Annotated in this window: 27 protein-coding genes; 26 read left to right on the plus strand and 1 reads right to left on the minus strand. The window is 64.7% G+C overall.

Going from position 1 to position 24739, the window contains the following annotated elements:
• The first annotated feature begins 143 nt into the window (after positions 1 to 143).
• From gap to C8J26_RS08415, 3 genes are all read left to right on the plus strand, one after another.
• Positions 144 to 1154: a type I glyceraldehyde-3-phosphate dehydrogenase gene (gene gap / locus C8J26_RS08405; protein ID WP_107957483.1), complete on the plus strand. Its 1011-nt coding sequence runs from the start codon at positions 144 to 146 to the stop codon at positions 1152 to 1154.
• Between the two features lie 157 nt (positions 1155 to 1311).
• Positions 1312 to 1785 carry an MOSC domain-containing protein gene (locus C8J26_RS08410; RefSeq protein ID WP_107957484.1) on the plus strand — a complete coding sequence of 158 codons (474 nt, stop codon included), beginning with the start codon at positions 1312 to 1314 and terminating at the stop codon, positions 1783 to 1785.
• Entirely contained in the window at positions 1782 to 2972 is a 1191-nt protein-coding gene (locus tag C8J26_RS08415; protein ID WP_107957485.1) for a phosphoglycerate kinase, read from the plus strand. Before C8J26_RS08410 ends, C8J26_RS08415 begins: the two co-directional genes overlap by 4 nt.
• Here the strand turns inward: C8J26_RS08415 and C8J26_RS08420 are convergent.
• Positions 2969 to 3466, minus strand: a complete 498-nt coding sequence (locus C8J26_RS08420) for a TlpA family protein disulfide reductase (RefSeq protein ID WP_244185217.1) — start codon at positions 3464 to 3466, stop codon at positions 2969 to 2971. The genes C8J26_RS08415 and C8J26_RS08420 overlap by 4 nt on opposite strands.
• Before the next feature lie 155 nt (positions 3467 to 3621).
• Between C8J26_RS08420 and relB the strand changes: the two genes are divergently transcribed.
• From relB to C8J26_RS08535, 23 genes are all read left to right on the plus strand, one after another.
• Positions 3622 to 3852, plus strand: coding sequence for a type II toxin-antitoxin system RelB family antitoxin (gene relB, locus C8J26_RS08425; RefSeq protein WP_056418050.1), 231 nt, complete (start codon positions 3622 to 3624; stop codon positions 3850 to 3852).
• The gene (locus tag C8J26_RS08430; RefSeq protein ID WP_056418053.1) at positions 3849 to 4178 is read left to right on the plus strand and encodes a type II toxin-antitoxin system PemK/MazF family toxin; all 330 of its coding nucleotides are present in this window, start codon (positions 3849 to 3851) and stop codon (positions 4176 to 4178) included. Before relB ends, C8J26_RS08430 begins: the two co-directional genes overlap by 4 nt.
• A 13-nt stretch (positions 4179 to 4191) precedes the next feature.
• Positions 4192 to 5112: a class I fructose-bisphosphate aldolase gene (locus C8J26_RS08435; RefSeq protein ID WP_107957486.1), complete on the plus strand. Its 921-nt coding sequence runs from the start codon at positions 4192 to 4194 to the stop codon at positions 5110 to 5112.
• A gap of 76 nt (positions 5113 to 5188) precedes the next feature.
• A complete protein-coding gene (gene thiE / locus C8J26_RS08440; protein WP_107957487.1) occupies positions 5189 to 5890 on the plus strand; it encodes a thiamine phosphate synthase in 702 nt (233 codons plus the stop codon).
• 65 nt (positions 5891 to 5955) lie between these two features.
• Positions 5956 to 6969: a L,D-transpeptidase family protein gene (locus C8J26_RS08445; RefSeq protein WP_107957628.1), complete on the plus strand. Its 1014-nt coding sequence runs from the start codon at positions 5956 to 5958 to the stop codon at positions 6967 to 6969.
• Between the two features lie 4 nt (positions 6970 to 6973).
• Entirely contained in the window at positions 6974 to 7579 is a 606-nt protein-coding gene (locus C8J26_RS08450) for a M23 family metallopeptidase (protein ID WP_107957488.1), read from the plus strand.
• Between the two features lie 85 nt (positions 7580 to 7664).
• The gene (gene efp / locus C8J26_RS08455) at positions 7665 to 8228 is read left to right on the plus strand and encodes an elongation factor P (RefSeq protein ID WP_056021388.1); all 564 of its coding nucleotides are present in this window, start codon (positions 7665 to 7667) and stop codon (positions 8226 to 8228) included.
• A 122-nt stretch (positions 8229 to 8350) separates the two neighbouring features.
• Positions 8351 to 9163 carry an inositol monophosphatase family protein gene (locus C8J26_RS08460; RefSeq protein WP_055877919.1) on the plus strand — a complete coding sequence of 271 codons (813 nt, stop codon included), beginning with the start codon at positions 8351 to 8353 and terminating at the stop codon, positions 9161 to 9163.
• Positions 9164 to 9408: 245 nt separating this feature from the next.
• Complete coding sequence (locus C8J26_RS08465; protein ID WP_107957489.1) at positions 9409 to 9783, plus strand: NADH-quinone oxidoreductase subunit A; 375 nt, start codon at positions 9409 to 9411, stop codon at positions 9781 to 9783.
• A complete protein-coding gene (locus tag C8J26_RS08470; protein ID WP_082445332.1) occupies positions 9774 to 10337 on the plus strand; it encodes a NuoB/complex I 20 kDa subunit family protein in 564 nt (187 codons plus the stop codon). The genes C8J26_RS08465 and C8J26_RS08470 overlap by 10 nt, the downstream gene beginning before the upstream one ends.
• Positions 10334 to 11158: an NADH-quinone oxidoreductase subunit C gene (locus tag C8J26_RS08475; protein ID WP_107957490.1), complete on the plus strand. Its 825-nt coding sequence runs from the start codon at positions 10334 to 10336 to the stop codon at positions 11156 to 11158. The genes C8J26_RS08470 and C8J26_RS08475 overlap by 4 nt, the downstream gene beginning before the upstream one ends.
• Positions 11159 to 11178: 20 nt before the next feature.
• The gene (locus tag C8J26_RS08480) at positions 11179 to 12390 is read left to right on the plus strand and encodes an NADH-quinone oxidoreductase subunit D (protein WP_416366539.1); all 1212 of its coding nucleotides are present in this window, start codon (positions 11179 to 11181) and stop codon (positions 12388 to 12390) included.
• Positions 12390 to 13058 (plus strand): complex I 24 kDa subunit family protein, encoded by a 669-nt coding sequence (locus tag C8J26_RS08485; RefSeq protein WP_107957492.1) that lies wholly within the window; start codon positions 12390 to 12392, stop codon positions 13056 to 13058. Before C8J26_RS08480 ends, C8J26_RS08485 begins: the two co-directional genes overlap by 1 nt.
• On the plus strand, positions 13058 to 14359 hold the full coding sequence (nuoF, locus tag C8J26_RS08490; RefSeq protein WP_107957629.1) for an NADH-quinone oxidoreductase subunit NuoF: 1302 nt from the start codon (positions 13058 to 13060) through the stop codon (positions 14357 to 14359). Before C8J26_RS08485 ends, nuoF begins: the two co-directional genes overlap by 1 nt.
• Positions 14359 to 16353 carry an NADH-quinone oxidoreductase subunit NuoG gene (gene nuoG / locus C8J26_RS08495; RefSeq protein ID WP_107957493.1) on the plus strand — a complete coding sequence of 665 codons (1995 nt, stop codon included), beginning with the start codon at positions 14359 to 14361 and terminating at the stop codon, positions 16351 to 16353. The genes nuoF and nuoG overlap by 1 nt, the downstream gene beginning before the upstream one ends.
• The gene (gene nuoH / locus C8J26_RS08500; RefSeq protein WP_056418087.1) at positions 16350 to 17396 is read left to right on the plus strand and encodes an NADH-quinone oxidoreductase subunit NuoH; all 1047 of its coding nucleotides are present in this window, start codon (positions 16350 to 16352) and stop codon (positions 17394 to 17396) included. Before nuoG ends, nuoH begins: the two co-directional genes overlap by 4 nt.
• On the plus strand, positions 17393 to 17878 hold the full coding sequence (gene nuoI, locus C8J26_RS08505) for an NADH-quinone oxidoreductase subunit NuoI (RefSeq protein WP_055877898.1): 486 nt from the start codon (positions 17393 to 17395) through the stop codon (positions 17876 to 17878). Before nuoH ends, nuoI begins: the two co-directional genes overlap by 4 nt.
• Positions 17879 to 18003: 125 nt before the next feature.
• Positions 18004 to 18615 carry an NADH-quinone oxidoreductase subunit J gene (locus C8J26_RS08510; RefSeq protein WP_107957494.1) on the plus strand — a complete coding sequence of 204 codons (612 nt, stop codon included), beginning with the start codon at positions 18004 to 18006 and terminating at the stop codon, positions 18613 to 18615.
• Positions 18612 to 18920 carry an NADH-quinone oxidoreductase subunit NuoK gene (gene nuoK, locus C8J26_RS08515; RefSeq protein ID WP_107957495.1) on the plus strand — a complete coding sequence of 103 codons (309 nt, stop codon included), beginning with the start codon at positions 18612 to 18614 and terminating at the stop codon, positions 18918 to 18920. Before C8J26_RS08510 ends, nuoK begins: the two co-directional genes overlap by 4 nt.
• Positions 18921 to 18925: 5 nt before the next feature.
• Positions 18926 to 21025, plus strand: a complete 2100-nt coding sequence (gene nuoL, locus C8J26_RS08520) for an NADH-quinone oxidoreductase subunit L (RefSeq protein ID WP_107957496.1) — start codon at positions 18926 to 18928, stop codon at positions 21023 to 21025.
• Positions 21025 to 22557, plus strand: a complete 1533-nt coding sequence (locus C8J26_RS08525; RefSeq protein ID WP_107957497.1) for an NADH-quinone oxidoreductase subunit M — start codon at positions 21025 to 21027, stop codon at positions 22555 to 22557. The genes nuoL and C8J26_RS08525 overlap by 1 nt, the downstream gene beginning before the upstream one ends.
• Positions 22557 to 24002, plus strand: coding sequence for an NADH-quinone oxidoreductase subunit NuoN (gene nuoN, locus C8J26_RS08530; RefSeq protein ID WP_107957498.1), 1446 nt, complete (start codon positions 22557 to 22559; stop codon positions 24000 to 24002). The genes C8J26_RS08525 and nuoN overlap by 1 nt, the downstream gene beginning before the upstream one ends.
• Entirely contained in the window at positions 23969 to 24736 is a 768-nt protein-coding gene (locus C8J26_RS08535; protein ID WP_107957499.1) for a biotin--[acetyl-CoA-carboxylase] ligase, read from the plus strand. The genes nuoN and C8J26_RS08535 overlap by 34 nt, the downstream gene beginning before the upstream one ends.
• The last annotated feature ends 3 nt before the right edge of the window (positions 24737 to 24739 follow it).

Raw genomic sequence — 24739 nt, forward strand, 5'->3', positions numbered from 1 at the left:
CAGTCGAGATAGCATGGCCGGGGTGTGCGACAAGCCGCTTTCGCGGCGCCGATCCGCGATCCACGGTGTTGACAGGGCGCCCCACCGCCCCGCAAAGGCAGCGCGCCCGGAACGGACTCACGGGCGCTAGCGGAGATACAGCAATGACGGTCAAGGTTGCGATCAACGGTTTCGGGCGCATCGGCCGTCTCGTCGCCCGCGCGGTACTCGAACAGTCGAACGGCGCACTCGAACTCGTCGCGATCAACGATCTCGGCGATGCGGAGTCGAACGCCTGGCTGTTCAAGCGCGACAGCGTCCACGGCAAATATCCGGGCGAGGTCTCGGCCGAGGGCAACGAGCTGGTCGTCGACGGCAAGCGCATCCGCGTCACCGCCGAGCGCGATCCCGCCAACCTGCCGCACGCAGAACTGGGCGTCGACATCGTCCTCGAATGCACCGGTTTCTTCACCGACAAGGCGAGCTGCCAGAAGCATCTCGATGCGGGCGCGAAGAAGGTGCTGATCTCGGCACCGGGCAAGAATGTCGACCTGACCGTCGTGTACGGCGTCAACCACGACAAGCTGACCGCCGAGCACACGATCGTCTCGAACGCGTCGTGCACCACCAACTGCCTGGCGCCCGTCGCCAAGGTGCTGAACGATGCGATCGGCATTGAGCGCGGCCTGATGACGACCGTCCACGCCTATACCAACGACCAGAAGATCCTCGACCAGATCCATCCGGATCTGCGTCGCGCGCGCGCAGCGGCGATGTCGATGATCCCGACCACCACCGGTGCTGCGCGCGCCGTCGCCGAAGTGCTGCCTGAATTGAAGGGCAAGCTCGATGGCTCGGCGATCCGCGTCCCCGTGCCCGACGTCTCGCTGATCGACCTGACCTTCACCCCGTCGCGCGACACGACGCGCGAAGAGGTGAATGCGGTGCTCAAGGCGGCATCCGAGAGCGGCCCGCTGGTCGGCGTGCTCGACTGGTCGGACGAGCCGCTCGTCTCGATCGATCTCCAGCATACCCCGGCGTCGTCGACGATCGACAGCCTGGAGACCGCGGTGATCGACGGCAAGCTCGTCCGCGTCGTCAGCTGGTACGATAACGAATGGGGCTTCTCGAACCGCATGGTCGACACCGCCACCGCGATGGCCAAGTTCATCTAAGGCGTACGGACGCTGCGCTCTATTCCCTTAGTCTGTCATCCCAGCGAAAGCTGGGATCTCCCCGTTCGGGCCGAGGCGCCCGCCAACAGGGATACCCCAGCTTTCGCTGGGGTGACGGCATTGGGGTCGGGTATGCGTGTCCATTGGGCGGCGGATCATGGTTGAAGCAGTGACGGGCAGGATCGCCGGCATCGCGCGTCACGCCCGCGCCAAAGCCCAGATGGAGGTCATTGACACGGTCGAGATCACCATCGAGGCCGGCCTTCACGGTGACTTTCGCGGCTATGTAAGGCCCGGCGGCAAGGGCCGGCGTCAGGTCACGCTGCTCGAACGCGCCGACTGGGACGCCGCGATGGCCGAGGTCGGCCAGGATATCCCTTGGTACGAACGCCGCGCGAACCTGCTCGTCGACGGCTTCGACATACCCCAGATACCCGGCACGCGACTCCGCCTCGGCGCGGACGTCGTGCTGGAGGTGACGCGCCACACCGATCCGTGCGAGCGGATGGAAGCCCTGGCGCCAGGATTGTTCGCCGCGCTTACGCCGGATTGGCGGGGCGGGGCCTGTACCCGTGTTTTGATGGGCGGCAGGATCGCCGTCGGTGATGAGATCAGGATCGAAGAACCATGAGCAAGCCATTCAAGACGCTCGACGATATGGGCGAAATCCAGGGCAAGCGCGTGCTCGTCCGCGAAGACCTCAACGTGCCGATGGCCGAGGGCCGCGTCACCGACGACACCCGCCTGCGCGCGACCGTCGCGACGGTCGGCGAACTCGCGGACAAGGGCGCAATCGTCCTCGTCCTCGCGCATTTCGGCCGTCCCAAGGGCAAGCCGAGCCCCGACTTCTCGCTGTCGCAGGTCGTGAAGCCGTATAGTAAAGTCCTGGGCCGCGAAGTGTGGTACATCGATTGGGAAGGCGCCGAGGACACGGTCGCGACGCTTGAGCCCGGCGATATCGCGGTGCTCGAGAACACGCGCTTCTTCGGTGGGGAAGAGACCAATGACGCGGCCGTCGTCGCGCGCTTTGCCAGCCTGGGCGATCTGTACGTCAACGACGCCTTCTCCGCCGCGCACCGTGCGCATGCGTCGACCGAGGGGCTGGCGCATGTCCTCCCCGCCTTTGCCGGTCGGGCGATGGAGGCTGAACTTGACGCGCTGCAGAAGGCACTGGGGGCGCCCGAGCATCCGGTCGCGGCCGTCGTCGGCGGTGCCAAGGTATCCTCGAAGCTCGACGTGCTGCGGCATCTCGTCACGCGCGTCGATCACCTGATCATCGGCGGCGGGATGGCCAACACCTTCCTCGCCGCGCGCGGTGTCGATGTCGGCAAGAGCCTGTGCGAACATGAGCTTGCCAGCACATGCGAGCAGATCATGGAAGCCGCGGACAAGGCGAACTGCACCGTCCACCTGCCGTACGACGTCGTCGTCGCCAAGCAGTTCAAGCCGAACCCCGCGACGCGTACCGTCAACGTGCACGAGGTCGCGGCCGACGAGATGATCCTTGACCTTGGACCGGCAGCGGTCGAGTCGCTCGGCGACGTGCTCAAGAACTGCCGGACGTTGGTGTGGAACGGTCCGCTCGGCGCGTTCGAGACGCCGCCGTTCGACACTGCAACCGTAGCGCTCGCCCGCACCGCGGCGGCGCTGACCGAGGGCGGTTCGCTCGTCTCGGTCGCAGGCGGCGGCGATACGGTCGCCGCGCTCAACCAGGCGGGCGTCGCGGCGGCGTTCACCTTCGTGTCGACCGCGGGTGGCGCGTTCCTGGAATGGATGGAAGGCAAGGATCTTCCCGGGGTGGCTGCGCTGACGCGCTAGGGGGCGGGGTCCCGCAGCAGTGGGACCAGCAGGCCGTTGAGGTCGTCCAGGTCGAACGCGCCGGGTTTCGCATAGCGAACGACCCCGGCGCGATCGATGATGTAGTTGGTCGGCAGCGCGCCCATGACGCTGAATGCGCCCTTGATCCGCCGCGCCGACGGTATCGCCATCGCAGCGAAGAGCGGTTTCAGCCGGGACACGGGGAGCGAATCTTCGGTTGCTACCGCGAAGATGCGCAGGCCGTTGTCCTTGCGCAGCCGGTAATAGGTATCGAGCAGCGGCAGTTCCGTCTTGCACGGCCCGCACCACGTCGCCCAGAAATTGAGGATGACGACCTGTCCGTGGAGGTCCGCACTGCGGATTTTGCTGCCGTCGATCAGCGTCATCTCGAAATCGGGCGCACGTTCGCCGACCTTGATTGCGGCAGTCGCGGGGGACGGCGTCGTCGCGACCGCCACGGCCAGCGCGCCGGCGATCGATCGCCATGCTGACATCGTCATCATCCCACTCCCCCGTCGTTCCCCAACGCCATCCTCGACGCGTAAGCGTGGTGCGTCAATCCGAAAGCATGGCGCGTTCGAGAGCAGTCAGACGGGGTTGATCCGAGGGCGCTACGCGCTTATGTTTAACATGTTAAACGGAGACTCGGATGCTCGGCGTCAGACTCGATAGCGACCTCGAAGAGCGACTCGCGGCGGTTGCGCGCACGCAGGGGCGCAGCAAGAGCGACATCGCACGTGAAGCCGTGCGTCGCTACGTCGAACGCCACGACGAGGCATTCCTGGCCGAGGCAAAGCGGCAGTCGCTCGCCGCCGCCCTGCAGGATAGTCGCGCAAAAGACGAGGACTGGGCCGCGATGCTCGCGTCGCCCATCGCATGAAGATCGTGCGCGGGATGATCGTCGTCGGGGTCGGGAAGGGGGATGTCTCCGGCAAGCCGCGCCCCTTCCTCGTTGTCCAGTCCGACGTGTTCGCCGATCACGCGACGATCTCCCTTTGCCCGCTGACGAGCGTCATCAGCGGCACGAACCTGTTTCGCGTGTCGCTCGAAGCATCTGCCGAGACCGGCCTCGTTCGCGATAGCGAGATCCAGGTCGACAAGCTCGACACGCTTGGCCGCGAACATATCACGCAGATCATTGGCACGATACCCATCACCACCATGACCAGGGTCGACGACGCGCTGCGCCGCTGGCTCGAACTCTAAGACAGGACTCAGCATGACCTCGACGATTACACCGCAGATCAAGACCATTCTCGACAAGTACGAAGCCACCAGCTCGGCGGTGAAGGCGAACCTCGCGCGCATCCTGATGCAGGGCAAGCTGGGCGGCACCGGCAAGCTGGTGATCCTGCCCGTCGACCAGGGCTTCGAGCATGGCCCGGCGCGCAGCTTCTCGGTCAACCCGGCCGCGTACGACCCGCATTACCACTATCAGCTCGCGATCGACGCCGGGCTCAGCGCCTATGCAGCGCCGCTCGGCATGCTCGAAGCGGGCGCGGACACGTTCGCGGGGCAGATCCCGACGATCCTCAAGTGCAACAGCTCGAACAGCTGGGCGACGTCGATCGACCAGGCGGTCACCGCGACCGTGGCCGACGCGGTCCGGCTCGGCTCGGCGGCGATCGGCTTCACGATCTATCCGGGCGCGGACCAGTTCTTCGACCTCGTCGAGGAAATCCGCGAGCTGAGCGAGGAGGCCAAGTCGGTCGGTATCGCGACCGTGATCTGGTCCTACCCACGCGGCGGCGAGCTGACCAAGGACGGTGAGCTCGCGCTCGACGTCGGCGCCTATGCCGCGCACATGGCGGCGTTGCTCGGCGCGCACATCATCAAGACCAAGCTGCCGACCGCGCATATCGAGCAGAAGGAATGCAAGTCGCTTTACGCCGGGACCGACTGGTCGAAGCAGGCGGATCGCGTCAAGCATGTCGTCCAGTCAAGCTTTGCCGGACGTCGCATCAACGTGTTTTCGGGCGGTGCGTCGAAGGGCGAGGATGCGGTGTTCCAGGACGCGCGCGACATTCGCGACGGCGGCGGCAACGGCTCGATCATCGGCCGCAACACCTTCCAGCGTCCGCGTGACGAGGCGCTGGCGATGCTCGACCGCATCATCCGCATCTACAAGAACGAAGAATAAGCGGCGGTCGGCGTGCCACGTCATCCCGGCCCTGCGCCGGGGTGACGTGGCAGGCGCGAGCGGCTAGGGGGCGGATATGACCGAATTCGAAGATCCGCTGGGCCCGCTCGATCCCAATTTCGCCGAGAACTTCCGCCGGGACATGCGCCGGCCGGCTTGCCAGCTGTACCTAGTATCGCCGCTCGATGTCGGGGGCGACTTTCCCGAGCGTTTGGCGCGTGCGCTCGATGCCGGGCCGGTGGCCGCCTTCCAGTTCCGCGTGAAGGACATCGACCAGCATGCCGCTGCCGCGCTCGGCGAGCCGTTGCGCGCGATCTGTGCCGAGCGCGACGTCGCGTTCATCGTCAACGACGATATCGGTCTCGCCAAGCGGCTCGATGCCGACGGCGTGCATCTCGGCCAGACCGACGGCGATCCGCGTGAGGCGCGCGCGCAGCTCGGCCCCAATGCGCAGATCGGCGTCAGCTGCCACGGCAGCCGCCATCTCGCGATGGAAGCGGGCGAGGCGGGGGCCGACTATGTCGCGTTCGGCGCATTCTATCCGACCACGACCAAGACGGTCGAGCATCACGCCGAGCCGGTAATCCTGTCCTGGTGGTCGACTCTGTTCGAAATGCCCTGCGTCGCGATCGGCGGCATCACGCCTGAGAACGCCGCGCCGCTCGTTGCGGCGGGTGCCGACTTCATCGCGGCGTCGAGCGCGGTCTGGGCCGGCGACGAGGTCGCGGCGATCAAGGCGTTCGCCGAGCTTCTGGCCCCGGCGCCGCGATCGCGCTGAACCGGTGGAAACAACCGTCGTCCCGACCGTTTGATGCAGAAGCGTAACGGTTTGGGATGACGGGCATGACAGCATTTGTGACGAAGACTTCGGTTCTTGCGATGTGCCTGTTCGGCGCGGCATCGCCCGTTTTGGCGCAGACCGCGCCCGCCAAGCCCGTCCCGATCGATCGCAATATTCTGCACGTGCAGGTGATCCTCGATCATCTCGGCTTCGGACCTGGCGTGCTCGATGGTCGCGGTGGGCAGTCGCTCGTTGCCGCGCTAAAGGGTTTCCAGGAGGCGAAGGGGCTGCCGATCACGGGCAAGGCCGATGCGCGGACGTTGCAGGCGCTCTATCCCTACCGTGCCGCACGGCCGACGGTCGCCGTCGCGCTGACCCCCGAGATGCTGGCGGGGCCGTTCGTCAATCCGCTGCCCAAGGATCCAGCCAAGCAGGCGAAGCTTCCTTCGCTCGGCTACAAGACCGTGATGGAGAAGCTGGGCGAGATGTTCCACACCACGCCCGCGGTGATCATGGCGCTCAATGCGCCGACGACGAAATTGTCGCCCGGCACCAAGGTGGTGTTCCCGAACGCACTGCCCTCGTCGCGCGCCTATGATCCGAAGCTGAAGCCCGACTGGATCGCCACGCTCACGATGCTCAACGTCGATGCGGTGCAGCCCAAGGCGGATCATGTCGTCGTCGACAAGTCGGACGGCGTGCTCCGCGTGCTCGACGCCAACGACAAGCTGATCGCACAGTTCTCCGCGACGATGGGGTCCAGCCACGATCCGCTGCCGCTGGGCACGTGGACGATCAAGGGGTCCGATTACAATCCGAAGTTCCACTTCAACCCGGCGCTGTTCTGGGACGCGAAGAAGGGGCAGCAGAAGGAGATGCTGCCGCCAGGGCCGAACGGTCCGGTCGGTGTCGTCTGGATGGACTTGTCGAAGGATCATTACGGGATCCACGGCACGCCCAACCCCGAAACCATCGGGCGTGCGGAAAGCCATGGCTGTATCCGCCTCACGAACTGGGATGCCGCGCGATTGTCGATGATGATCAAGCCGGGCACCAAGGCGATCTTCCAGGCATAAGACGATGACGCGGACGTTCTGGATCATTCTCGGGCTGATCGTGGTGGTCGTCGGCGGGTTCGCATCGATGGTGTCGTTCGGTGACGGCGGGGCAGGGAGCGTGCGGCGGATAACGTGGCGCAAGCCTGCACCGCCTGCCGAGGTCGCAGCCGGCCCGGTGACGACGGGCAAGCTCGCCGTCCCGGTGGCTGGCGTTCCCCGCAAGGCGATCGCGGACAGCTGGAACGATTCGCGTGGCGGTGGCACGCGCGGCCATCACGGCACCGACATCATGGCGGCGGGCGGCACACCGGTGGTCGCCGCCGCACCGGGCCGGATCGAGAAGCTGTTCCAGAGCGGTCTCGGCGGCGTCACGCTCTACGTCCGCTCGCCGGATCGTCGCTGGACCTATTATTATGCGCATCTGGCCGGCTATGCAGCGGGTATCCGCGAGGGGCTGGCAGTGAAGGCCGGCGACACGCTGGGCTATGTCGGCGATACCGGTGATGCGGGGGCGGGCAATTACCACCTGCATTTCGGCCTCACGCGGATGCAGCCGGGTGACCGCTGGTACCAGGGCGAGAACGTGAACCCGTACCCGATGCTTGCCGGAACCGGGTCGTCCCGCTAAAGCCCGCCGCTTCGGGTTTCCGCAGGCCAGACCTCTGGGTCATGCTTCGCGGATGGCCCCTAGCTCTTTCCAGCAGGAATCGGTCATGAAGATCAACGCGGTCGAGATTCGTCCCGGCAACATCCTTGAATATGAGGGCGGCATCTGGCGCGCCGTCAAGATTCAGCACACCCAGCCCGGCAAGGGCGGTGCCTATATGCAGGTCGAGATGAAGAACCTCATCGACGGCCGCAAGAACAACACCCGCTTCCGCTCAGCCGAGAGCGTCGAGAAGGTGCGGCTCGACACCGTCGACTTTCAGTATCTGTTCCGCGACGGCGATGCGCTGACGTTTATGGACAAGGTCAATTACGAGCAGATCACGCTCGATGCCGATATCCTGGGCGATGCCGCGGCGTTCCTGCAGGACGGCATGGACGTGGTGATGGAGCTCTGGGAAGAGCGGCCGATCTCGGTCCAGCTGCCCGACACGATCGAGGCGCTGATCGTCGAGGCGGATGCCGTCGTGAAGGGCCAGACCGCGTCGTCGAGCTACAAGCCCGCCGTGCTTGAGAATGGCGTACGCGTTATGGTGCCGCCGCATATCGGTGCGGGTACGCGGATCGTTGTCGATGTGTACGAGCAGACCTACGTCCGTCGCGCGGACTGAAGTCATCTCCCTCTCCCCACCGGGGAGAGGGTCGGGGTGAGGGGCGGCCCCAGAAGACACCGCCCGGAACAGCCCCTCTCCCAACCCTCTCCCCAGAGGGGAGAGGGCTTAAGGTAAAAGATATGCCCAGCCATTCCGGCATCATGACCGTCATCGAGCGCGCTGCCCGCAAGGCCGCGCCGCGCCTGCGCCGCGACTTCAACGAGGTCCAGCAGCTGCAGGTCAGCCGCAAGGGACCGGCCGACTTCGTCAGCCAGGCCGACCAGCGCGCCGAGCAGACGATCTTCGAAGAGCTGAGCCATGCCCGTCCCGACTGGGGCATGTTGATGGAGGAGCGCGGCGAGGTCGCCGGCGATCCCAACAAGCCGCGCTTCATCGTCGATCCGCTCGATGGCACGTCGAACTTCCTCCACGGCATCCCGCATTTCTGCATCTCGATCGCAGTCGAGGAGCCGATGGCGAACGGCAAGCGCGAGGTTACCACCGCGCTCGTCTACCAGCCGCTGACCGATGAGAGCTTCTGGGCCGAGAAGGGCCGGGGCGCGTGGCTCACCGACCAGCGCCTTCGCGTGTCGTCGCGTCGCGACCTGTCCGAATCGCTGATCGCAACGGGCATCCCGTTCCTCGGTCACGGCGATTTCGCACAGTGGAGCCGCATCTTCGGTGCGGTCGCGCCGGAGGTTGCCGGCATTCGCCGCCTCGGTGCGGCCGCGCTCGATCTGGCGTGGCTCGCGGCGGGCCGTTTCGACGGCTTCTGGGAATCGAACCTGAAGCCTTGGGACGTTGCGGCCGGCATGCTGCTCGTCAAGGAAGCCGGCGGGTTCGTCACCGATTTCCGGGGCGGCGAGCGCGCGATGGAGCGCAACGAGTTCCTGGCCGCGAACGACGCGCTGCATTCGCGCCTGCATAAGCTGGTTGCCAACGCGCTTCGCTAAGATCTGACTGCAGGCCCTGTCCCAGACCCGTCACACCAGCGTGACGGGTCTTGCGGCTGATCCGGATCGGGTAAGGCGGGGCGAACCGAAGACCGAGGCGCATCTACGGCGTCCGCCCGTTAACGCAGGTTGCCCGCCGACGAGTCCGCATCTCTTGCGAGTGATTCTCACACCGTCGCAGCCTTGCCCCACTTCGCCCTTCGGCCTAAAGCGGCCCCGTTCCGTTCGCACTTGCGAGAAGCAATTTGGTCGACCTGTCGCACTATCTTCCGATCCTCCTGTTCCTCGGGGTCGCCATCGCATTGTCGAGCACGTTCGTGTTCCTGCCGATGGCTGTCTCAAGGCTGACGGGGTCGCACAAGCCTACGCCCGAGAAGCTCAGCGAATATGAGTGCGGCTTCCCCGCATTCGAAGATCCGCGCAGCCAGTTCGACGTACGCTTCTACCTGATCGCCATCCTCTTCATCATCTTCGATCTAGAGGCGGCGTTCCTGTTCCCCTGGGCCGTCTCGGTCTTCACTCTCGGCTGGACCGCGTGGATTTCGATGATGATCTTTATCGGCGAATTGGCCCTCGGCCTCGTCTACGCATGGAAGAAGGGAGCACTCGATTGGGAGTAGAGCTCACACCGCAGCCTGGCTTGCTGGCACCGGCTGGCGGCGGCGCGATCGTGCCGCCCGACCAGGGTTTTTTCGACGGCCTCAACGGTGAACTAACCGACAAGGGCTTCCTGGTCACCTCGACCGAGGAACTGTTCCAGTGGGCCCGTACCGGCTCGCTGTGGTGGATGACGTTCGGGCTTGCGTGCTGCGCAGTCGAGATGATCCATGTGAACATGCCGCGCTACGATCTCGAGCGCTTCGGCGCCGCACCGCGCGCGTCGCCGCGGCAGTCGGACGTGATGATCGTCGCGGGCACGCTGTGCAACAAGATGGCACCGGCGCTGCGCAAGGTTTACGACCAGATGTCGGAGCCGAAATACGTGATCTCGATGGGATCGTGCGCGAACGGCGGCGGCTATTATCATTATAGCTACAGCGTCGTTCGGGGCTGCGACCGGATCGTGCCTGTCGACATCTACGTCCCCGGGTGCCCGCCGACCGCAGAAGCGCTGCTGTACGGCATCATGCAGTTGCAGCGGAAGATCCGGCGGTCCGGGAGCATCGAACGGTGAGGGCACCCGCACCAGCTTACACGTCGAACGACGGCGTGATCGACGCGGCGCGCGCTGCGCTCGGCGGCATGCTGATCGACGCGGTCGACCATGTCGGCGAGGTCGCGCTTCACGTCCGTCGTGAGGACCTTTATGATGCGATGATCGCGCTGCGCGACACGCCGGGGCTTGCCTATCAGCAGCTCATGGAGATCGCCGGCGTCGATTATCCCGATCGCGCCGAGCGGTTCGAGGTCGTCTATTGCATGCTGTCGCTGACGCGGAACCACCGCCTGCGCGTGCATGTCGCGACCGACGAGGAAAAGCCGGTGCCGTCGGTGACCGATATCTGGCCGGTCGCGGGCTGGCTCGAGCGCGAAGTGTACGACATGTACGGTGTGCTGTTCAGCGGCAACCCGGACCTGCGTCGCATCCTGACCGATTACGGCTTTCGCGGTCATCCGCAGCGCAAGGACTTCCCGCTGACGGGCTATGTCGAGCTGCGCTATTCGGAAGAGGCCAAGCGCGTCGTGTACGAGCCGGTGCAGCTCGCACAGGATTTCCGCACGTTCGATTTCATGTCTCCGTGGGAGGGCGCGAACTACGTGCTGCCCGGCGACGAGAAGGGCGCGCTGCCGCAGGCCAAGGGTGCGCAGACGCCGCTCAGTGCCGACACGATCGCCAAGGCCGCGGCGGCCCAGTCGCCGACGCAGGCGCCGAGCGAACCCAAGAGCACCGAGTCGACCGCACAGACGGGTATCGGCAAGTCGGAGTCCGACGCGACCCCGAAGCCGGCCAACCCCGACGTGATCCCGACCAAGGGTGGAGGACAGAACCAGTGAGTCTCTACGTAGAGGAGCTTCTGGGCGAGGGCGATGCGGCCGATCCGACGACCGGCGACGTCACGATCCAGAACTACACGATCAACTTCGGTCCGCAGCATCCCGCCGCGCACGGTGTTCTTCGCTTGGTCATGGAGCTCGACGGCGAGATCGTCGAGCGCGTCGATCCGCATGTCGGCCTGCTCCACCGCGGCACCGAGAAGCTGATCGAGTACAAGACGTACACGCAGGCGCTGCCATATTTCGATCGTCTCGATTACTGCTCGCCGCTCTGCATGGAGCATAGCTGGGTGCTAGCGGTCGAGAAGCTGCTCGACCTCGAAGTGCCCGAGCGTGCACAGTATCTCCGCGTGTTCTTCGCCGAACTGACCCGCATCTCGAACCACATGCTGAACCTTGGGTCCCACGTCATGGACGTCGGCGCGATGACGCCGAACCTGTGGCTGTTCGAAATCCGCGAAGACTGCATGAACTTCTTTGAGCGTGTCTCTGGCGCGCGCATGCATTCGAACTATTTCCGTCCGGGTGGCGTGCATCAGGATGCGCCGCTCAAACTGCTCGCCGATATCGGCGATTGGCTCGACACGCGCCTGCCGCGGCTGTTCGAGGATGCGATTTCGCTCGTCGCGGACAACCGCATCTTCAAGCAGCGCAACGTCGACATCGCTGTCGTCAGCCGTGACGATGCGATCAAGTGGGGCTTTTCGGGGCCGATGATCCGCGGCTCGGGCATCGCCTGGGATCTGCGCAAGTCGCAGCCGTATGATGCCTATGCGAAGATGGACTTCGAGGTGCCGGTCGGCACGCGCGGCGATTGCTATGACCGGTTCATGGTGCGCGTCGAGGAAGTGCGTCAGTCGGCACGGATCATGAAGCAGTGCCTGCGCGACATGCCCGAGGGGCCGATCGCATCGCTCGACCGCAAGGTCGTGCCGCCCAAGCGCGGTGAGATGAAGCAGTCGATGGAAGCGCTGATCCATCACTTCAAGCTTTATACCGAGGGCTTCCATGTGCCCGCGGGCGACGTCTATGTCGCGACCGAGAGCCCCAAGGGCGAGTTCGGCGTGTATCTGGTCGCCGACGGCAGCAATAAGCCGTATCGCTGCAAGATCCGCCCGACCGCGTTTTCGCATCTGCAGGCGATGGACTTCATGGCGAAGGGCCACATGCTGGCGGATACGACTGCGATCCTCGGCGCGATGGATATCGTTTTTGGTGAATGTGACCGCTGATGGCTGAAGCTCCGAAAATTCCCGACGAGGCAGAGACCCGCGCACGCTGGGGTTCGTTCGCATGGACGGACGAAAACCAGGTGAAGGCGAACGAGATCCTCGGGCGCTACCCGAAGGGCCGCGAACAGTCGGCGTCGATCCCGTTCCTCGATCTGGCGCAGCGCCAGGTCGGCGCGGAGACGCAGACGCAGGGCTGGTTGCCGGTGCCGGTGGTCGAGTTCGTGGCGCGCCAGATTGGCGTGCCGTATATGCGCGTCTACGAGGTCGTGACCTTCTACACGATGTTCAACCTGGCGCCGGTCGGTCGCTATCACGTGCAGGTGTGCGGTACGACGCCGTGCATGCTGCGTGGGTCGGACGACGTGCTCGCGGCGTGCAAGAACCGTGGCCTCGTCAAGGGCGGCACGACCCCCGACGGCATGTTCACGCTGACCGAGGTCGAGTGCCTGGGGACCTGCGCGAACGCGCCGATGGTGCAGATCAACGACGATAACTTCGAAGATCTTGATTACGACAAGACGACCGAGATCCTCGAGGCGCTCGCCAATGGTGGCACGCCGACGCCGGGGCCGCAGTTCGGCCGCCGTGCGAGCTGCCCCGAAGGCGGCCCGACCTCGCTCAAGGCGATGGTCGACGCGAACCACGATTACCGGGGGGAGTGGGCCTGATGCTCGCCGACAAGGACCGCATCTTCACCAATGTCTACGGTTTCCAGCCGTGGAATATCGACGCAGCGATCATGCGCGGCGATTGGGACAATACCAAGGACCTGATGGCGCTCGGCCAGGACGCGATCATCGACGTGATGAAGGCGAGCGGCTTGCGTGGCCGTGGCGGGGCAGGGTTCCCGACCGGCACGAAATGGTCGTTCATGCCCAAGGAGCCCAAGCCCGACCGGCCGAACTTCCTCGTCATCAATGCCGATGAATCGGAGCCGGGCAGCTGCAAGGATCGCGAGATCATCCGGCACGATCCGCACAAGCTGATCGAAGGCGCGCTGATCGCCGGGTTCGCGATGCGCGCGCGCGCCGCGTACATCTACATTCGCGGCGAGTATATCCGTGAGGCCAAGACGCTGTTCGCAGCCGTTGCAGAGGCCTATGATCGCGGCTTCATCGGCAAGAATGCGTGCGGGTCGGGCTATGACTTCGACGTGTTCGTCCATCGCGGCGCCGGCGCCTATATCTGCGGCGAAGAGACCGCGATGCTCGAAAGCCTCGAGGGCAAGAAGGGCCAGCCGCGGCTCAAGCCGCCGTTCCCGGCGGGCGCCGGGCTCTATGGCTGCCCGACGACGGTCAACAACGTCGAGTCGATCGCGGTTGCGCCGACGATCCTGCGGCGCGGTGCGGCCTGGTTCTCGAGCTTCGGCGCGGAGAACAACCGCGGCACCAAGCTGTTCCAGATCAGCGGCCATGTGAACAAGCCCTGCGTCGTCGAGGAAGAGATGAGCATCTCGTTCCGCGACCTGATCGAGACGCATTGCGGTGGTATCCGTGGCGGCTGGGACAATCTGCTCGCGGTGATCCCGGGCGGCTCTTCGGTGCCGCTGGTGCCCGCCGCGCAGATCATGGACTGCGCGATGGATTTCGACGGTCTGAAGGCGGTTGGTTCGGGCCTCGGCACCGCGGCGATCATCGTCATGGACAAGTCGACCGACATCGTCCGTGCGATCAGCCGCATCTCGTACTTCTACAAGCATGAGAGCTGCGGCCAGTGCACGCCGTGCCGTGAGGGCACCGGCTGGATGTGGCGCGTGATGGAGCGGATGCGCACCGGCGACGCCGAGCTGTCCGAGATCGACATGCTCCAGCAGGTCACCAAGCAGGTCGAGGGTCACTCGATCTGCGCGCTCGGCGACGCCGCAGCCTGGCCGATCCAGGGCCTGATCAAGCATTTCCGCCCCGAGATGGAACGCCGTATCCGTGAACGTGGTGGCGACACCGCGCCGATGATGGAAGCCGCAGAGTAATGCCTACAGTCAAAGTCGATGGCGTAGAGATCGAGGTGCCGCAGGGTGCCACCGTGCTGCAGGCGTGCGAGCTTGCCGGTAAGGAGATCCCGCGTTTCTGTTACCATGAGCGTCTGAGCATCGCTGGCAATTGCCGGATGTGCCTGGTCGAGGTGAAGCCTGGTCCGCCCAAGCCGCAGGCGTCGTGCGCGCTGCCGGCGGCGGACAAGCAGGAAATCTTCACCAACTCGCCGATGGTCAAGAATGCCCGCGAGGGCATCATGGAATTCCTGCTGATCAACCATCCGCTCGATTGCCCGATCTGCGATCAGGGCGGCGAGTGCGATCTGCAGGATCAGTCGGTCGCCTATGGCCGCGGGCATTCGCGCTATGACGAGAACAAGCGCGCGGTCACCGAGAAGTATATGGGTCCGATCGTGAAGACGGTCATGACCCGCTGCATCCAGTGCACGCGCTGCATCCGCTTTGCCGAGGAAGTGTCCGGCGTCGAGGAGATCGGTGCGATCTTCCGCGGCGAGGATATGCAGATCACCTCGTATCTCGAAAACGCGGTCAAGAGCGAGCTGTCGGGCAACGTCGTCGACCTGTGCCCGGTCGGCGCGCTAACGTCGAAGCCTTACGCGTTCGAGGCGCGTCCTTGGGAACTGCGCAAGACTCTGACGATCGACGTCATGGACGCGGTCGGCACCAACATCCGGCTCGACAGCCGTGGTCGCCAGGTGTTGCGCTGCGTGCCGCGGATCAACGAGGACGTGAACGAGGAGTGGGCGACCGACAAGACGCGCCACGCGATCGACGGTCTCGTGCGTCGTCGTCTCGACAAGCCCTATGTCCGCGTGAACGGCAAGCTGGTCCCGGCGACCTGGGACGAGGCCTTCGCGGCGATCAAGGCGGTGAACGCCGGGTCGAGTGTGGCTGCGGTCGCGGGCGATCTGGTCGATTGCGAGACGATGTACGCCGCCAAGGCGCTGCTCGCGAAGATGGGCTCGACGATGCTCGAGGGCCGCCAGACCGGCATGGCCTATGACGCGTCGAACATCGCTGCGGTCAATTTCAACACGACGATCGCCGGCACCGAGCGCGCCGACGCGATCCTGCTGGTGGGCACCAACCTGCGCTGGGAAGCGCCGCTGGTGAACACGCGGGTGCGCAAAGCGATCAAGAAGGGCGCGAAGGTCTTCGCGATCGGGCCGGAGACGGACCTGACGTACAAGGTCGAGTGGCTCGGCGACGATCTGGCGCTGCTCGGCAACCTGCCCGACGCGGTGACCGAGGCGTTCGCCAAGGCCGAGCGTCCGATGGTGATCGTTGGTGGCGGCGCGCTGAAGGGTGGCCATGCGGCTGCGCTGAAGCTGGTCGACACGCTTGGTCTCATCAAGGCGGATTGGAATGGCTTCAACGTCGTTCATATGGCGGCGTCGCGGATGGGTGGGCTGATGCTCGGCTATGCGCAGACGGGTGGCATCGCCGACGTGATGCGGGCCAAGCTCGGCTTCTTCCTCGGCGCTGACGAGGTCGATTTCAGCCAGTTCGCAGGCTTCAAGGTGTTCGTCGGCCATCATGGCGACAAGGGCGCGGCCGCGGCCGACGTCATCCTGCCAGGCGTGACCTATGCCGAGAAGTCGGGAACGTGGGTCAACCTCGAGGGTCGCGTCCAGCGCGGCGAGCGCGCCGTGTTCGCTCCCGGCGATGCGCGCGACGACTGGTCGATCTTTCGCGCGCTGTCCGACACGCTCGGCCACACGCTGCCGTTCGACAGCTTCGAGGGGCTTCGCGAAGAGATGTTCGCTGCGGTTCCCGCGCTGCGTCATCAGGCGCTTGCGACGTTCGAGTGGAACCCGCCGGTACTGAACGGTGCGGGTGAGGGGGTTCTTGCCGGATATCCGATCAAGGACTTCTACCTGACCAACGCGATCTGCCGCGCATCGCCGACGATGCAGCGCTGTTCGGCAGAACTTCTCCACGGGGAAGACTTTGCGGAGGCGGCCGAATGATCTCCTGGTTCGAATCCTCGCTCGGTTACGACTGGGCGTTCTTCCTCGCGACGATCATTGATATCCTCGTGATCGCGCTGCCGCTGATGCTGGCCGTCGCGATGATCATCTATGCCGATCGTAAGATCTGGGCGGCGATGGCGCTGCGTCGCGGCCCCAACGTCGTTGGTCCTTTCGGTCTGCTGCAGAGCTTCGCCGACGGTCTGAAGGTGTTCCTGCAGGAGACGATCGTTCCTGCCGCCGCCAACCGGGCACTGTTCCTGCTGGCACCGATCATCACCTTCACGGTCGCGCTGATCGTCTGGGCGGTGGTGCCGTTCGGCGTCGGCGTCGTGCTCGCGGACATCAATGTCGGCCTGCTCTACGTGCTCGCGGCGTCATCGCTCGGTGTGTACGGGATCATCCTGTCGGGCTGGGCGTCGAACTCGAAATATCCGTTCTACTCGGCGCTTCGTGCGGCCGCGCAGATGGTGTCGTATGAAGTCGCCATCGGCTTCATCCTGATTTCGGTCGTGCTGTGGACCGGCAGCTTCAACCTGTCGGCGATCGTGCTCGCGCAGAAGTCGCATGTCTGGATCTTCAACGGCTACATCCTCAACCCGCTGATGTTCCCGATGGCGGTGATGTTCTTCATCTCGTCACTGGCTGAGACGCAGCGTGCGCCGTTCGATTTGACCGAAGCTGAGAGCGAGCTCGTCGCCGGGTACCAGACCGAATATTCGTCGATGTCGTTCGCGCTGTTCTGGCTCGGCGAGTACGCGAACGTGCTGCTGATGTGCGCATTGAACGCAACGCTGTTCTGGGGCGGGTGGCTGCCACCGGTCGACTGGGCGCCGCTCTATTACGTGCCGGGGATCATCTGGCTGTTCGCCAAGATCCTGTTCTTCTTCTTCCTGTTCAGCTGGGTGAAGGCGACCGTGCCGCGCTATCGCTATGATCAGCTGATGCGTCTCGGCTGGAAGGTCTTCCTGCCCGTGTCGTTGTTCTGGGTTTTCCTCGTGTCGGGCTATCTCATGCTGACGCGCGTTGGAGTGGGTTCATGAGCGTTGCTCAGATCATCAAGTCGTTTACCTTGTGGGAATTCGTGAAGGCGCACGCGTTGACGCTTCGCTATTTCTTTAAGGAAAAGGCGACGATCAACTATCCGTATGAGCGTAACCCGGTCAGCCCGCGGTTCCGCGGCGAGCATGCGTTGCGTCGTTATCCCAATGGCGAAGAGCGGTGCATCGCGTGCAAGCTGTGCGAGGCCGTGTGCCCCGCGCAGGCGATCACGATCGAGGCTGAGCCGCGCGACGACGGTTCGCGCCGCACGACGCGCTACGATATCGACATGACCAAGTGCATCTATTGCGGCCTGTGCGCCGAGGCGTGCCCGGTTGATGCGATCGTCGAGGGCCCGAACTACGAGTTCGCAACTGAGACGCGCGAAGAGCTGATCTACGACAAGTCGAAATTGCTCGATAATGGCGACCGTTGGGAAAGCGCGATCGCGGCGAACCTTGCCGCCGATGCGCCGTACCGTTAAGCGAGCGCCGCGATGACACAGATCAACTCCGTCATCCCAGCGCAGGCTGGGATCTCGTGCCGCACGGGCGCACTCACCAACGTTAAGAGCCCAGCGTTCGCTGGGGTGACGGGGAGGGTGATCGCGTGATCCAGGCCTTGGCTTTTTACCTCTTCGCCTTCGTCGTCGTCCTTTCGGGGGCGCTGACGATCGCGTCGCGCAATCCGGTTCACTCGGTGATGTGGCTGATCCTGGCGTTCTTCAACGCCGCGGGTCTGATGATCCTCGTCGGCGCGGAGTTCATCGCGATGCTGCTGGTCATCGTCTATGTCGGTGCGGTCGCGGTGCTGTTCCTGTTCGTCGTCATGATGCTCGACATCGATTTTGCCGAGATGCGTGCCGGCGTGGCGCGGTATTTCGGGATCGGTCTTGCGCTCGCGGTCGCCTTGGCGGCCGAGGTGATGATCGCGATCGGCGCCTGGAGCACCGGCCCGATCCAGCTCGCGCGGCGCGCGGCACCGATCGACGATGCGGTCCCCAACATCCAGGCGATCGGTAACCTGCTCTACACGCGCTATCTGTTCGTGTTCGAGGCCGCCGGGCTCGTCCTGCTGGTCGCGATGATCGGTGCGATCGTGCTGACCCACCGCCAGCGTGGCGGCGTCAAGGCGCAGAATATCAGCCGCCAGATCGCGCGTCGTCCGCAGGACGCCACGCGCAACACGAGCCCGGTCGTCGGGCAGGGAGTCGAACTGTGACGATCGGTCTCGTCCATTATCTGGTCGTCGCGGCGATCCTGTTCACCATGGGGGTGCTCGGCATCTTCCTGAACCGCAAGAACCTTATCGTCATCCTGATGGCGATCGAGCTGATCCTGCTGGCGGTGAATATCAATCTCGTCGCATTCTCGGCGTTCCTCCACGATCTCGTCGGACAGGTGTTCGCGATGGTCGTGCTGACGGTCGCCGCGGGTGAGGCCGCGATCGGTCTCGCCATTCTCGTCATCTACTTCCGCGGTCGCGGCACCATCGCGGTCGACGACGTCAACCGGATGAAGGGGTAATACGGTTGATCCAGCTTATCGTCTTCCTGCCGTTACTGGCCGCGATCGTTGCCGGGTTCGGCAACCGCGCGATCGGCAACGTGCCGGCGAAAATCGTCACCACGGCCGCGTTGTTCGCGTCGTGCCTGTTGTCCTGGCCGATCTTCCTCGGCTTCATGGCGGGTACCAGCACCGCGACCGTCGCGCCGTTGCTCGACTTCATCCATTCGGGCGACATGAACGTCGCGTGGTCGCTGCGCGTCGATGCGCTGACCGCGGTGATGCTCGTGGTCGTCACTTCGGTCTCGGCGCTCGTCCATCTGTATAGCTGGGGCTATATGGACGAGGATCCCGACCAGCCGCGCTTCTTTGCGTATCTGTCGCTGTTCACCTTCGCGATGCTGATGCTCGTGACCGCGAACAACCTCGTCCAGATGTTCTTCGGCTGGGAAGGCGTGGGTCTCGCATCCTACCTCCTGATCGGCTTCTGGTTCCGCAAGCCCTCGGCGAGTGCGGCCGCCATCAAGGCGTTCGTCGTAAACCGCGTCGGCGATCTGGGCTTCATGCTCGGCATCTTCGGCACGTTCCTGGTGTTCGGCACGGTCTCAATCCCCCAGATCCTGGCCGCGGCTCCCGGCATGGCCGGCTCGACGATCGGCTTCCTCGGCTACCGCCTCGATACGATGACGGTGCTCTGCCTGCTGTTGTTCGTCGGTGCGATGGGCAAGTCGGCACAGCTCGGCCTGCACACTTGGCTGCCGGACGCGATGGAAGGCCCGACGCCGGTGTCGGCGCTGATCCATGCGGCGACGATGGTCACCGCGGGCGTGTTCATGGTCTGCCGCCTGTCGCCGATGTTCGAGATGAGCCCGGTTGCGCTGACCGTGGTCACCTCGGTCGGTGCCGCGACTTGCCTGTTCGCCGCCACCTGCGGCCTCGTCCAGACCGACATCAAGCGCGTGATCGCCTATTCGACCTGCTCGCAGCTCGGCTACATGTTCTTTGCAGCCGGCGTCGGCGCCTATGGCGCGGCGATGTTCCACCTGTTCACGCATGCCTTCTTCAAGGCGCTGCTGTTCCTGGGTGCCGGTTCAGTGATCCATGCGATGCACCACGAGCAGGACATGCGCTATTATGGCGGCCTGCGTAAGAAGATCCCGGTGACGTTCTGGGGCATGATGGCGGGTACGCTCGCGATCACCGGCGTCGGCATCCCCGGCATCTTCGGCAACACCGCGTTCGGGTTCGCCGGCTTCCATTCGAAGGATGCGATCATCGAGGCGAGCTGGGCTGCGGGTCAGCCGGGCGTGTGGTTCGTCGGCGTGCTCGTCGCGCTGCTCACCAGCTTCTATTCGTGGCGCGTGATGTTCCTCACCTTCTGGGGCAAGCCGCGCTGGGCCGCATCGGAGCATATCCAGCACGCGCTCCACGACGCGCACGGCCATCACGGCGACGCGCATCATGCCGACGACCACCATGCGAACCCGGCCAAGGCCGAGGACGCAGGGCATGCGCCGCACGATCATCACGACGCGGCACATGCGCCGGCGGAAGGCGATGGCGGGTATCACCCGCATGAGAGCCCGCTGCCGATGCTGATCCCGCTGATCGTCCTGTCGATCGGCGCGGTGCTGGCGGGCTTCGTGTTCCACGGCTACTTCATCGAGCCTACGGCGGGCGAAGAGTTTTGGAAGGGCGCACTCGCGTTCCGCGAACATCTGATGCACGAGATGCACGGCGTGCCGCTGCTCATCAAGCTGTCGGCGACGATCGCGATGCTGCTCGGCCTGCTGACCGCCTGGTACGCCTATATCAAGAACCCGTCGTTCCCGGCCAAGGTCGTCGAGCAGTTCGGCGTGCTCTACGACTTCCTGCTGCATAAGTGGTATTTCGACGAGCTGTACGACCTGATCTTCGTGCGTCCCGCCTTCGCGATCGGCCGCTTCCTGTGGCACCGCGGCGACGAGCAGACGATCAACCGGTTCGGCCCCGACGGGTCGGCGTGGCTGGTCCAGATCGGCGCGCGCGTCGCTGGCCGCTTCCAGACGGGATATCTCTACACCTATGCCTTTGTCATGCTAATCGGCCTGACCGCAGCCGTCACCTGGGCGATCGGACTCTATTGATGACCGGCTTTCCTATCCTCTCCGTCCTGATCGCCGTCCCGATGATCGCGGCCGTGGTGTGCCTGTTCGTTTCGGCGAACACGGCGCGGATGCTCGCGCTGGCGGCGACGCTGATCGACTTCGTGCTCGGCATCATGCTGTGGATGAACTTCGACATTGGCGGCGCGCAGTGGCAGTTCGTCGAGCATGCCCCGGGCATCTTCGGCCCGTTCGGCTGGTCGCTCGGCATCGACGGCTTCGCGCTGATGCTGATCATGCTCAGCGTGTTCCTGATGCCGATCTGCATCGGCGCCAGCTGGCGCTCGATCACGACGCGCGTGCCCGAGTATATGGCGGCGTTCCTGTTCACCGAAGTGCTGATGATCGGCACGTTCGCGGCGCAGGATCTGTTCCTGTTCTATGTGTTCTTCGAAGCCGGCCTGATCCCGATGTACCTGATCATCGGCATCTGGGGCGGGGCAAACCGGATCTACGCATCGTACAAGTTCTTCCTGTACACGCTGCTCGGCTCGGTCCTGATGTTCATCGCGATGCTCTACATGGCGAAGACGGCGGGCACGACCAGCATCCCGGCGCTGCTGAACTACGACTTCCCGGCGCATGTGCAGACATGGCTGTGGCTGGCGTTCTTCGCATCGTTCGCGGTCAAGATGCCGATGTGGCCGGTCCACACCTGGTTGCCAGACGCGCACGTGCAGGCGCCGACCGCAGGGTCGGTGATCCTGGCGGGCGTGCTGCTGAAGCTCGGCGGATACGGCTTCCTGCGCTTCCTGCTGCCGATGTTCCCCGAGGCGTCGGGCCAGCTGACCTGGCTGATCTTCGGCCTGTCGGCGGTCGCGGTGATCTACACGAGCCTCGTCGCGCTCGTGCAGTCGGACATGAAGAAGTTGATCGCCTATTCGTCGGTCGCGCACATGGCGATCGTCACGATCGGCCTGTTCGCGTTCAACCGGCAGGGCATCGAAGGCGCGATGATCATGATGTTGAGCCACGGGCTGGTATCGGGTGCGTTGTTCCTGTGCGTCGGCGTGATCTACGACCAGCTCCATACCCGCGAGATCTCGCGCTATGGTGGTCTCGCGATCAACATGCCGCGCTACGCGATCTTCTTCCTGTTCTTCACCATGGCGTCGATCGGCCTGCCGGGCACCAGCGGCTTTGTCGCCGAGTTCCTGTCGCTGATGGGCACCTATCAGGTTTCGACCTGGACGGCGCTGCTCTGTACGACCAGCATCATCCTCGGCGCTGCGTACATGCTGTACCTGTATCGTCGCGTGGTGTTCGGTGAGATCAAGTCGGACGAGGTTCGCGGCATGGTCGATCTTTCGGCACGCGAATTCTGGTTGCTCGCTCCGATCGCCGCCGTCGTGCTGTGGATGGGCGTGTATCCCGAGAGCTTCCTGGCACCGATGCGCAAGGACGTGAGCGTGTTGCTCGCCCGCGTCGACCGCGCCAAGCCCGCCAGCGATTCGAACCCAACTGCGGGGAAGCCCGCCACCGTGCATGACGCCGCGCACGGGGAGGCACACTGATGACCTACGCCGCTAACATCGCAATGACGCTGCCCGAACTGGTGCTGGCGTTGGGTGCGATCGCCCTGATGCTCGTTTCCGCCTGGGGCGGGGACAAGTCGACGCGCGCCGTGTCGATCGCCTCCGTGTTCGTTTTGGTGGGCGCAGCGATCGCGCTAGTCGGTCCGGCATCGTCGGGCGGCTATGCGTTCGACGGGCTGTACCGTGCCGATGCGTTCGGTGCGTTCGCCAAGGTGCTGATCTATATCGCCTCGGCGGTTGCGATCGTGATGGCGCCGAGCTTCTTCGCGCGCTCGCATGGCGACGATCTGCGCCCGGAATATCCGGTGCTGATCCTGTTGTCGGCGTGCGGCATGGGCATCATGGTCTCGGCCAGCGACATGCTGACGCTGTATGTCGGTCTCGAGCTCCAGAGCCTTGCCGCCTATGTCCTTGCCAGCTTCATGCGGCGCGACGGGCGGTCGGCCGAAGCGGGCCTGAAGTATTTTGTGCTCGGCGCGCTTGCCAGCGGCATCCTGCTGTACGGCATCTCGCTGGTCTACGGGTTCAGCGGCACGACCTTGTTCTCGGGGATCGCCGACGCCTATGCGGGCACCAAGTCGCTGGGCTTGCTGTTGGGGCTGGTGTTCGTGTTCGCCGGGCTCGCGTTCAAGATCAGCGCAGTGCCGTTCCACATGTGGACGCCTGACGTCTATGAGGGCGCACCGACGCCGGTCACCGCGTTCTTCGCCTCGGCCCCCAAGGTCGCGGCGCTCGCGATGGCGGTGCGGGTCGCGGTCGATGCGATGGGGCCTGCCACCGATCAGTGGCGCCAGATCGTGATCTTCGCGGCACTCGCCTCGATCATCCTCGGTGCGGTTGCCGCCATCGGCCAGACCAACATCAAGCGGCTGCTCGCCTATTCGTCGATCAACAATGTCGGCTTCGCGCTGATCGGTCTTGCCGCGGGTACGCCCGAGGGTGTGTCGGGGGTGCTGATGTACCTGACGATCTACGTCGCTATGACGCTGGGCTCGTTCCTGGTCGTGGTGCAGATGCGCGGTGACGACGGTCAGCCGGTCGAGACGATCGACAGCCTCGCCGGCATGTCGCGGACCAAGCCCGCGTTGGCCGCGGCGCTCGCGATCTTCATGTTCAGCCTGGCCGGCATCCCGCCGCTGTTCGGCTTCTACGCGAAGTTCGCGGTGTTCAGTGCGGCGGTCGACGCCGGGCTGTTCCCGCTGGCCGTCGTTGGCATCGCCGCTTCGGTGATCGGCGCCTATTATTATCTGCGTGTCGTCAAGACGATGTACTTCGACGATCCGGCGCCGGCGTTCGCGCCGATGGAGAGCAAGGTCGAGGGCGGTCTGATCGCCGTTGCCGCAGTGTTCGTCTCGCCGGCCGGTTACCTCCTCATCCCCGTGCTCGGTGCATGGACGATGGCGGCTGCACGGGCGCTGTTCTGATCACCATACGCACCGTCGCGGAAACAGGATCGACCAACGCCGACCTGCTGGCGCTCGCCCGCGATGGCGCCGAAGATGGCCTGTGGCTGCGGGCGATCCGGCAAACTGCGGGGCGGGGGCGTCTCGGGCGCGAATGGCAGTCGCCGGAGGGTAACCTCTACGCGAGCACGCTCGTCCGGTTGCGCCCGACCGACCCGCCGGCCGCCAGCCTTGCGCTGGTCGCCGCGGTCGCTTTGCAGGAAACCGTATCGACGTTCCTGGTCGCCGGCATCTGCCAGGGCACGACCGACGCGAGTGCCACGCTGGTGCTCAAATGGCCGAACGACCTTCTGCTCGCCGACGCCAAGCTGTCGGGCATTCTGCTCGAACGCGCGGATGATGCGGTGATCGTGGGCTATGGCGTCAATATCGCGCATCATCCTGACCTGCCCGACCGCTTGACGACCGACCTCGCGGCGCATGGCGTGGTGGTCGATCCCGCGATGTTCCTCGATATTCTGGCTGACAGTTTTTCGCGCTGGATCGGTCGCTGGCGGACCGAAGGCATCGCGCCGGTCCGTGAGCGCTGGGTCGACTGTGCGCACTCCGCCGGCACCGCATTGACCGCCCGACTGCCCGACGGGAGCGGCATCGATGGCCTGTTCGTCGGGCTCGATACCGATGGCGCGCTCATCCTCCGCTTGGCGTCTGGTGAGCGGCGTGTCATTCACGCTGCCGACGTCTTCCTGCTTTGAGGC

The organism is Sphingomonas aurantiaca (genome assembly GCF_003050705.1).
GTDB lineage: Bacteria > Pseudomonadota > Alphaproteobacteria > Sphingomonadales > Sphingomonadaceae > Sphingomonas > Sphingomonas aurantiaca.

Bases quoted from the DNA above. Each gene is read 5' to 3' on its own strand.
- C8J26_RS08420 (WP_244185217.1), bottom strand. From the start codon at position 3,466: ATGTCAGCATGGCGATCGATCGCCGGCGCGCTGGCCGTGGCGGTCGCG.
- C8J26_RS08525 (WP_107957497.1), top strand. From the start codon at position 21,025: ATGACCGGCTTTCCTATCCTCTCCGTCCTGATCGCCGTCCCGATGATC.
- C8J26_RS08445 (WP_107957628.1), top strand. From the start codon at position 5,956: ATGACAGCATTTGTGACGAAGACTTCGGTTCTTGCGATGTGCCTGTTC.
- C8J26_RS08485 (WP_107957492.1), top strand. From the start codon at position 12,390: ATGGCTGAAGCTCCGAAAATTCCCGACGAGGCAGAGACCCGCGCACGC.
- C8J26_RS08535 (WP_107957499.1), top strand. From the start codon at position 23,969: ATGGACGATGGCGGCTGCACGGGCGCTGTTCTGATCACCATACGCACC.
- nuoF (WP_107957629.1), top strand. From the start codon at position 13,058: ATGCTCGCCGACAAGGACCGCATCTTCACCAATGTCTACGGTTTCCAG.
- nuoG (WP_107957493.1), top strand. From the start codon at position 14,359: ATGCCTACAGTCAAAGTCGATGGCGTAGAGATCGAGGTGCCGCAGGGT.
- C8J26_RS08450 (WP_107957488.1), top strand. From the start codon at position 6,974: ATGACGCGGACGTTCTGGATCATTCTCGGGCTGATCGTGGTGGTCGTC.
- efp (WP_056021388.1), top strand. From the start codon at position 7,665: ATGAAGATCAACGCGGTCGAGATTCGTCCCGGCAACATCCTTGAATAT.
- thiE (WP_107957487.1), top strand. From the start codon at position 5,189: ATGACCGAATTCGAAGATCCGCTGGGCCCGCTCGATCCCAATTTCGCC.
- C8J26_RS08435 (WP_107957486.1), top strand. From the start codon at position 4,192: ATGACCTCGACGATTACACCGCAGATCAAGACCATTCTCGACAAGTAC.
- C8J26_RS08410 (WP_107957484.1), top strand. From the start codon at position 1,312: ATGGTTGAAGCAGTGACGGGCAGGATCGCCGGCATCGCGCGTCACGCC.
- relB (WP_056418050.1), top strand. From the start codon at position 3,622: ATGCTCGGCGTCAGACTCGATAGCGACCTCGAAGAGCGACTCGCGGCG.
- nuoI (WP_055877898.1), top strand. From the start codon at position 17,393: ATGAGCGTTGCTCAGATCATCAAGTCGTTTACCTTGTGGGAATTCGTG.
- gap (WP_107957483.1), top strand. From the start codon at position 144: ATGACGGTCAAGGTTGCGATCAACGGTTTCGGGCGCATCGGCCGTCTC.
- nuoN (WP_107957498.1), top strand. From the start codon at position 22,557: ATGACCTACGCCGCTAACATCGCAATGACGCTGCCCGAACTGGTGCTG.
- C8J26_RS08460 (WP_055877919.1), top strand. From the start codon at position 8,351: ATGCCCAGCCATTCCGGCATCATGACCGTCATCGAGCGCGCTGCCCGC.
- nuoH (WP_056418087.1), top strand. From the start codon at position 16,350: ATGATCTCCTGGTTCGAATCCTCGCTCGGTTACGACTGGGCGTTCTTC.
- C8J26_RS08430 (WP_056418053.1), top strand. From the start codon at position 3,849: ATGAAGATCGTGCGCGGGATGATCGTCGTCGGGGTCGGGAAGGGGGAT.
- C8J26_RS08415 (WP_107957485.1), top strand. From the start codon at position 1,782: ATGAGCAAGCCATTCAAGACGCTCGACGATATGGGCGAAATCCAGGGC.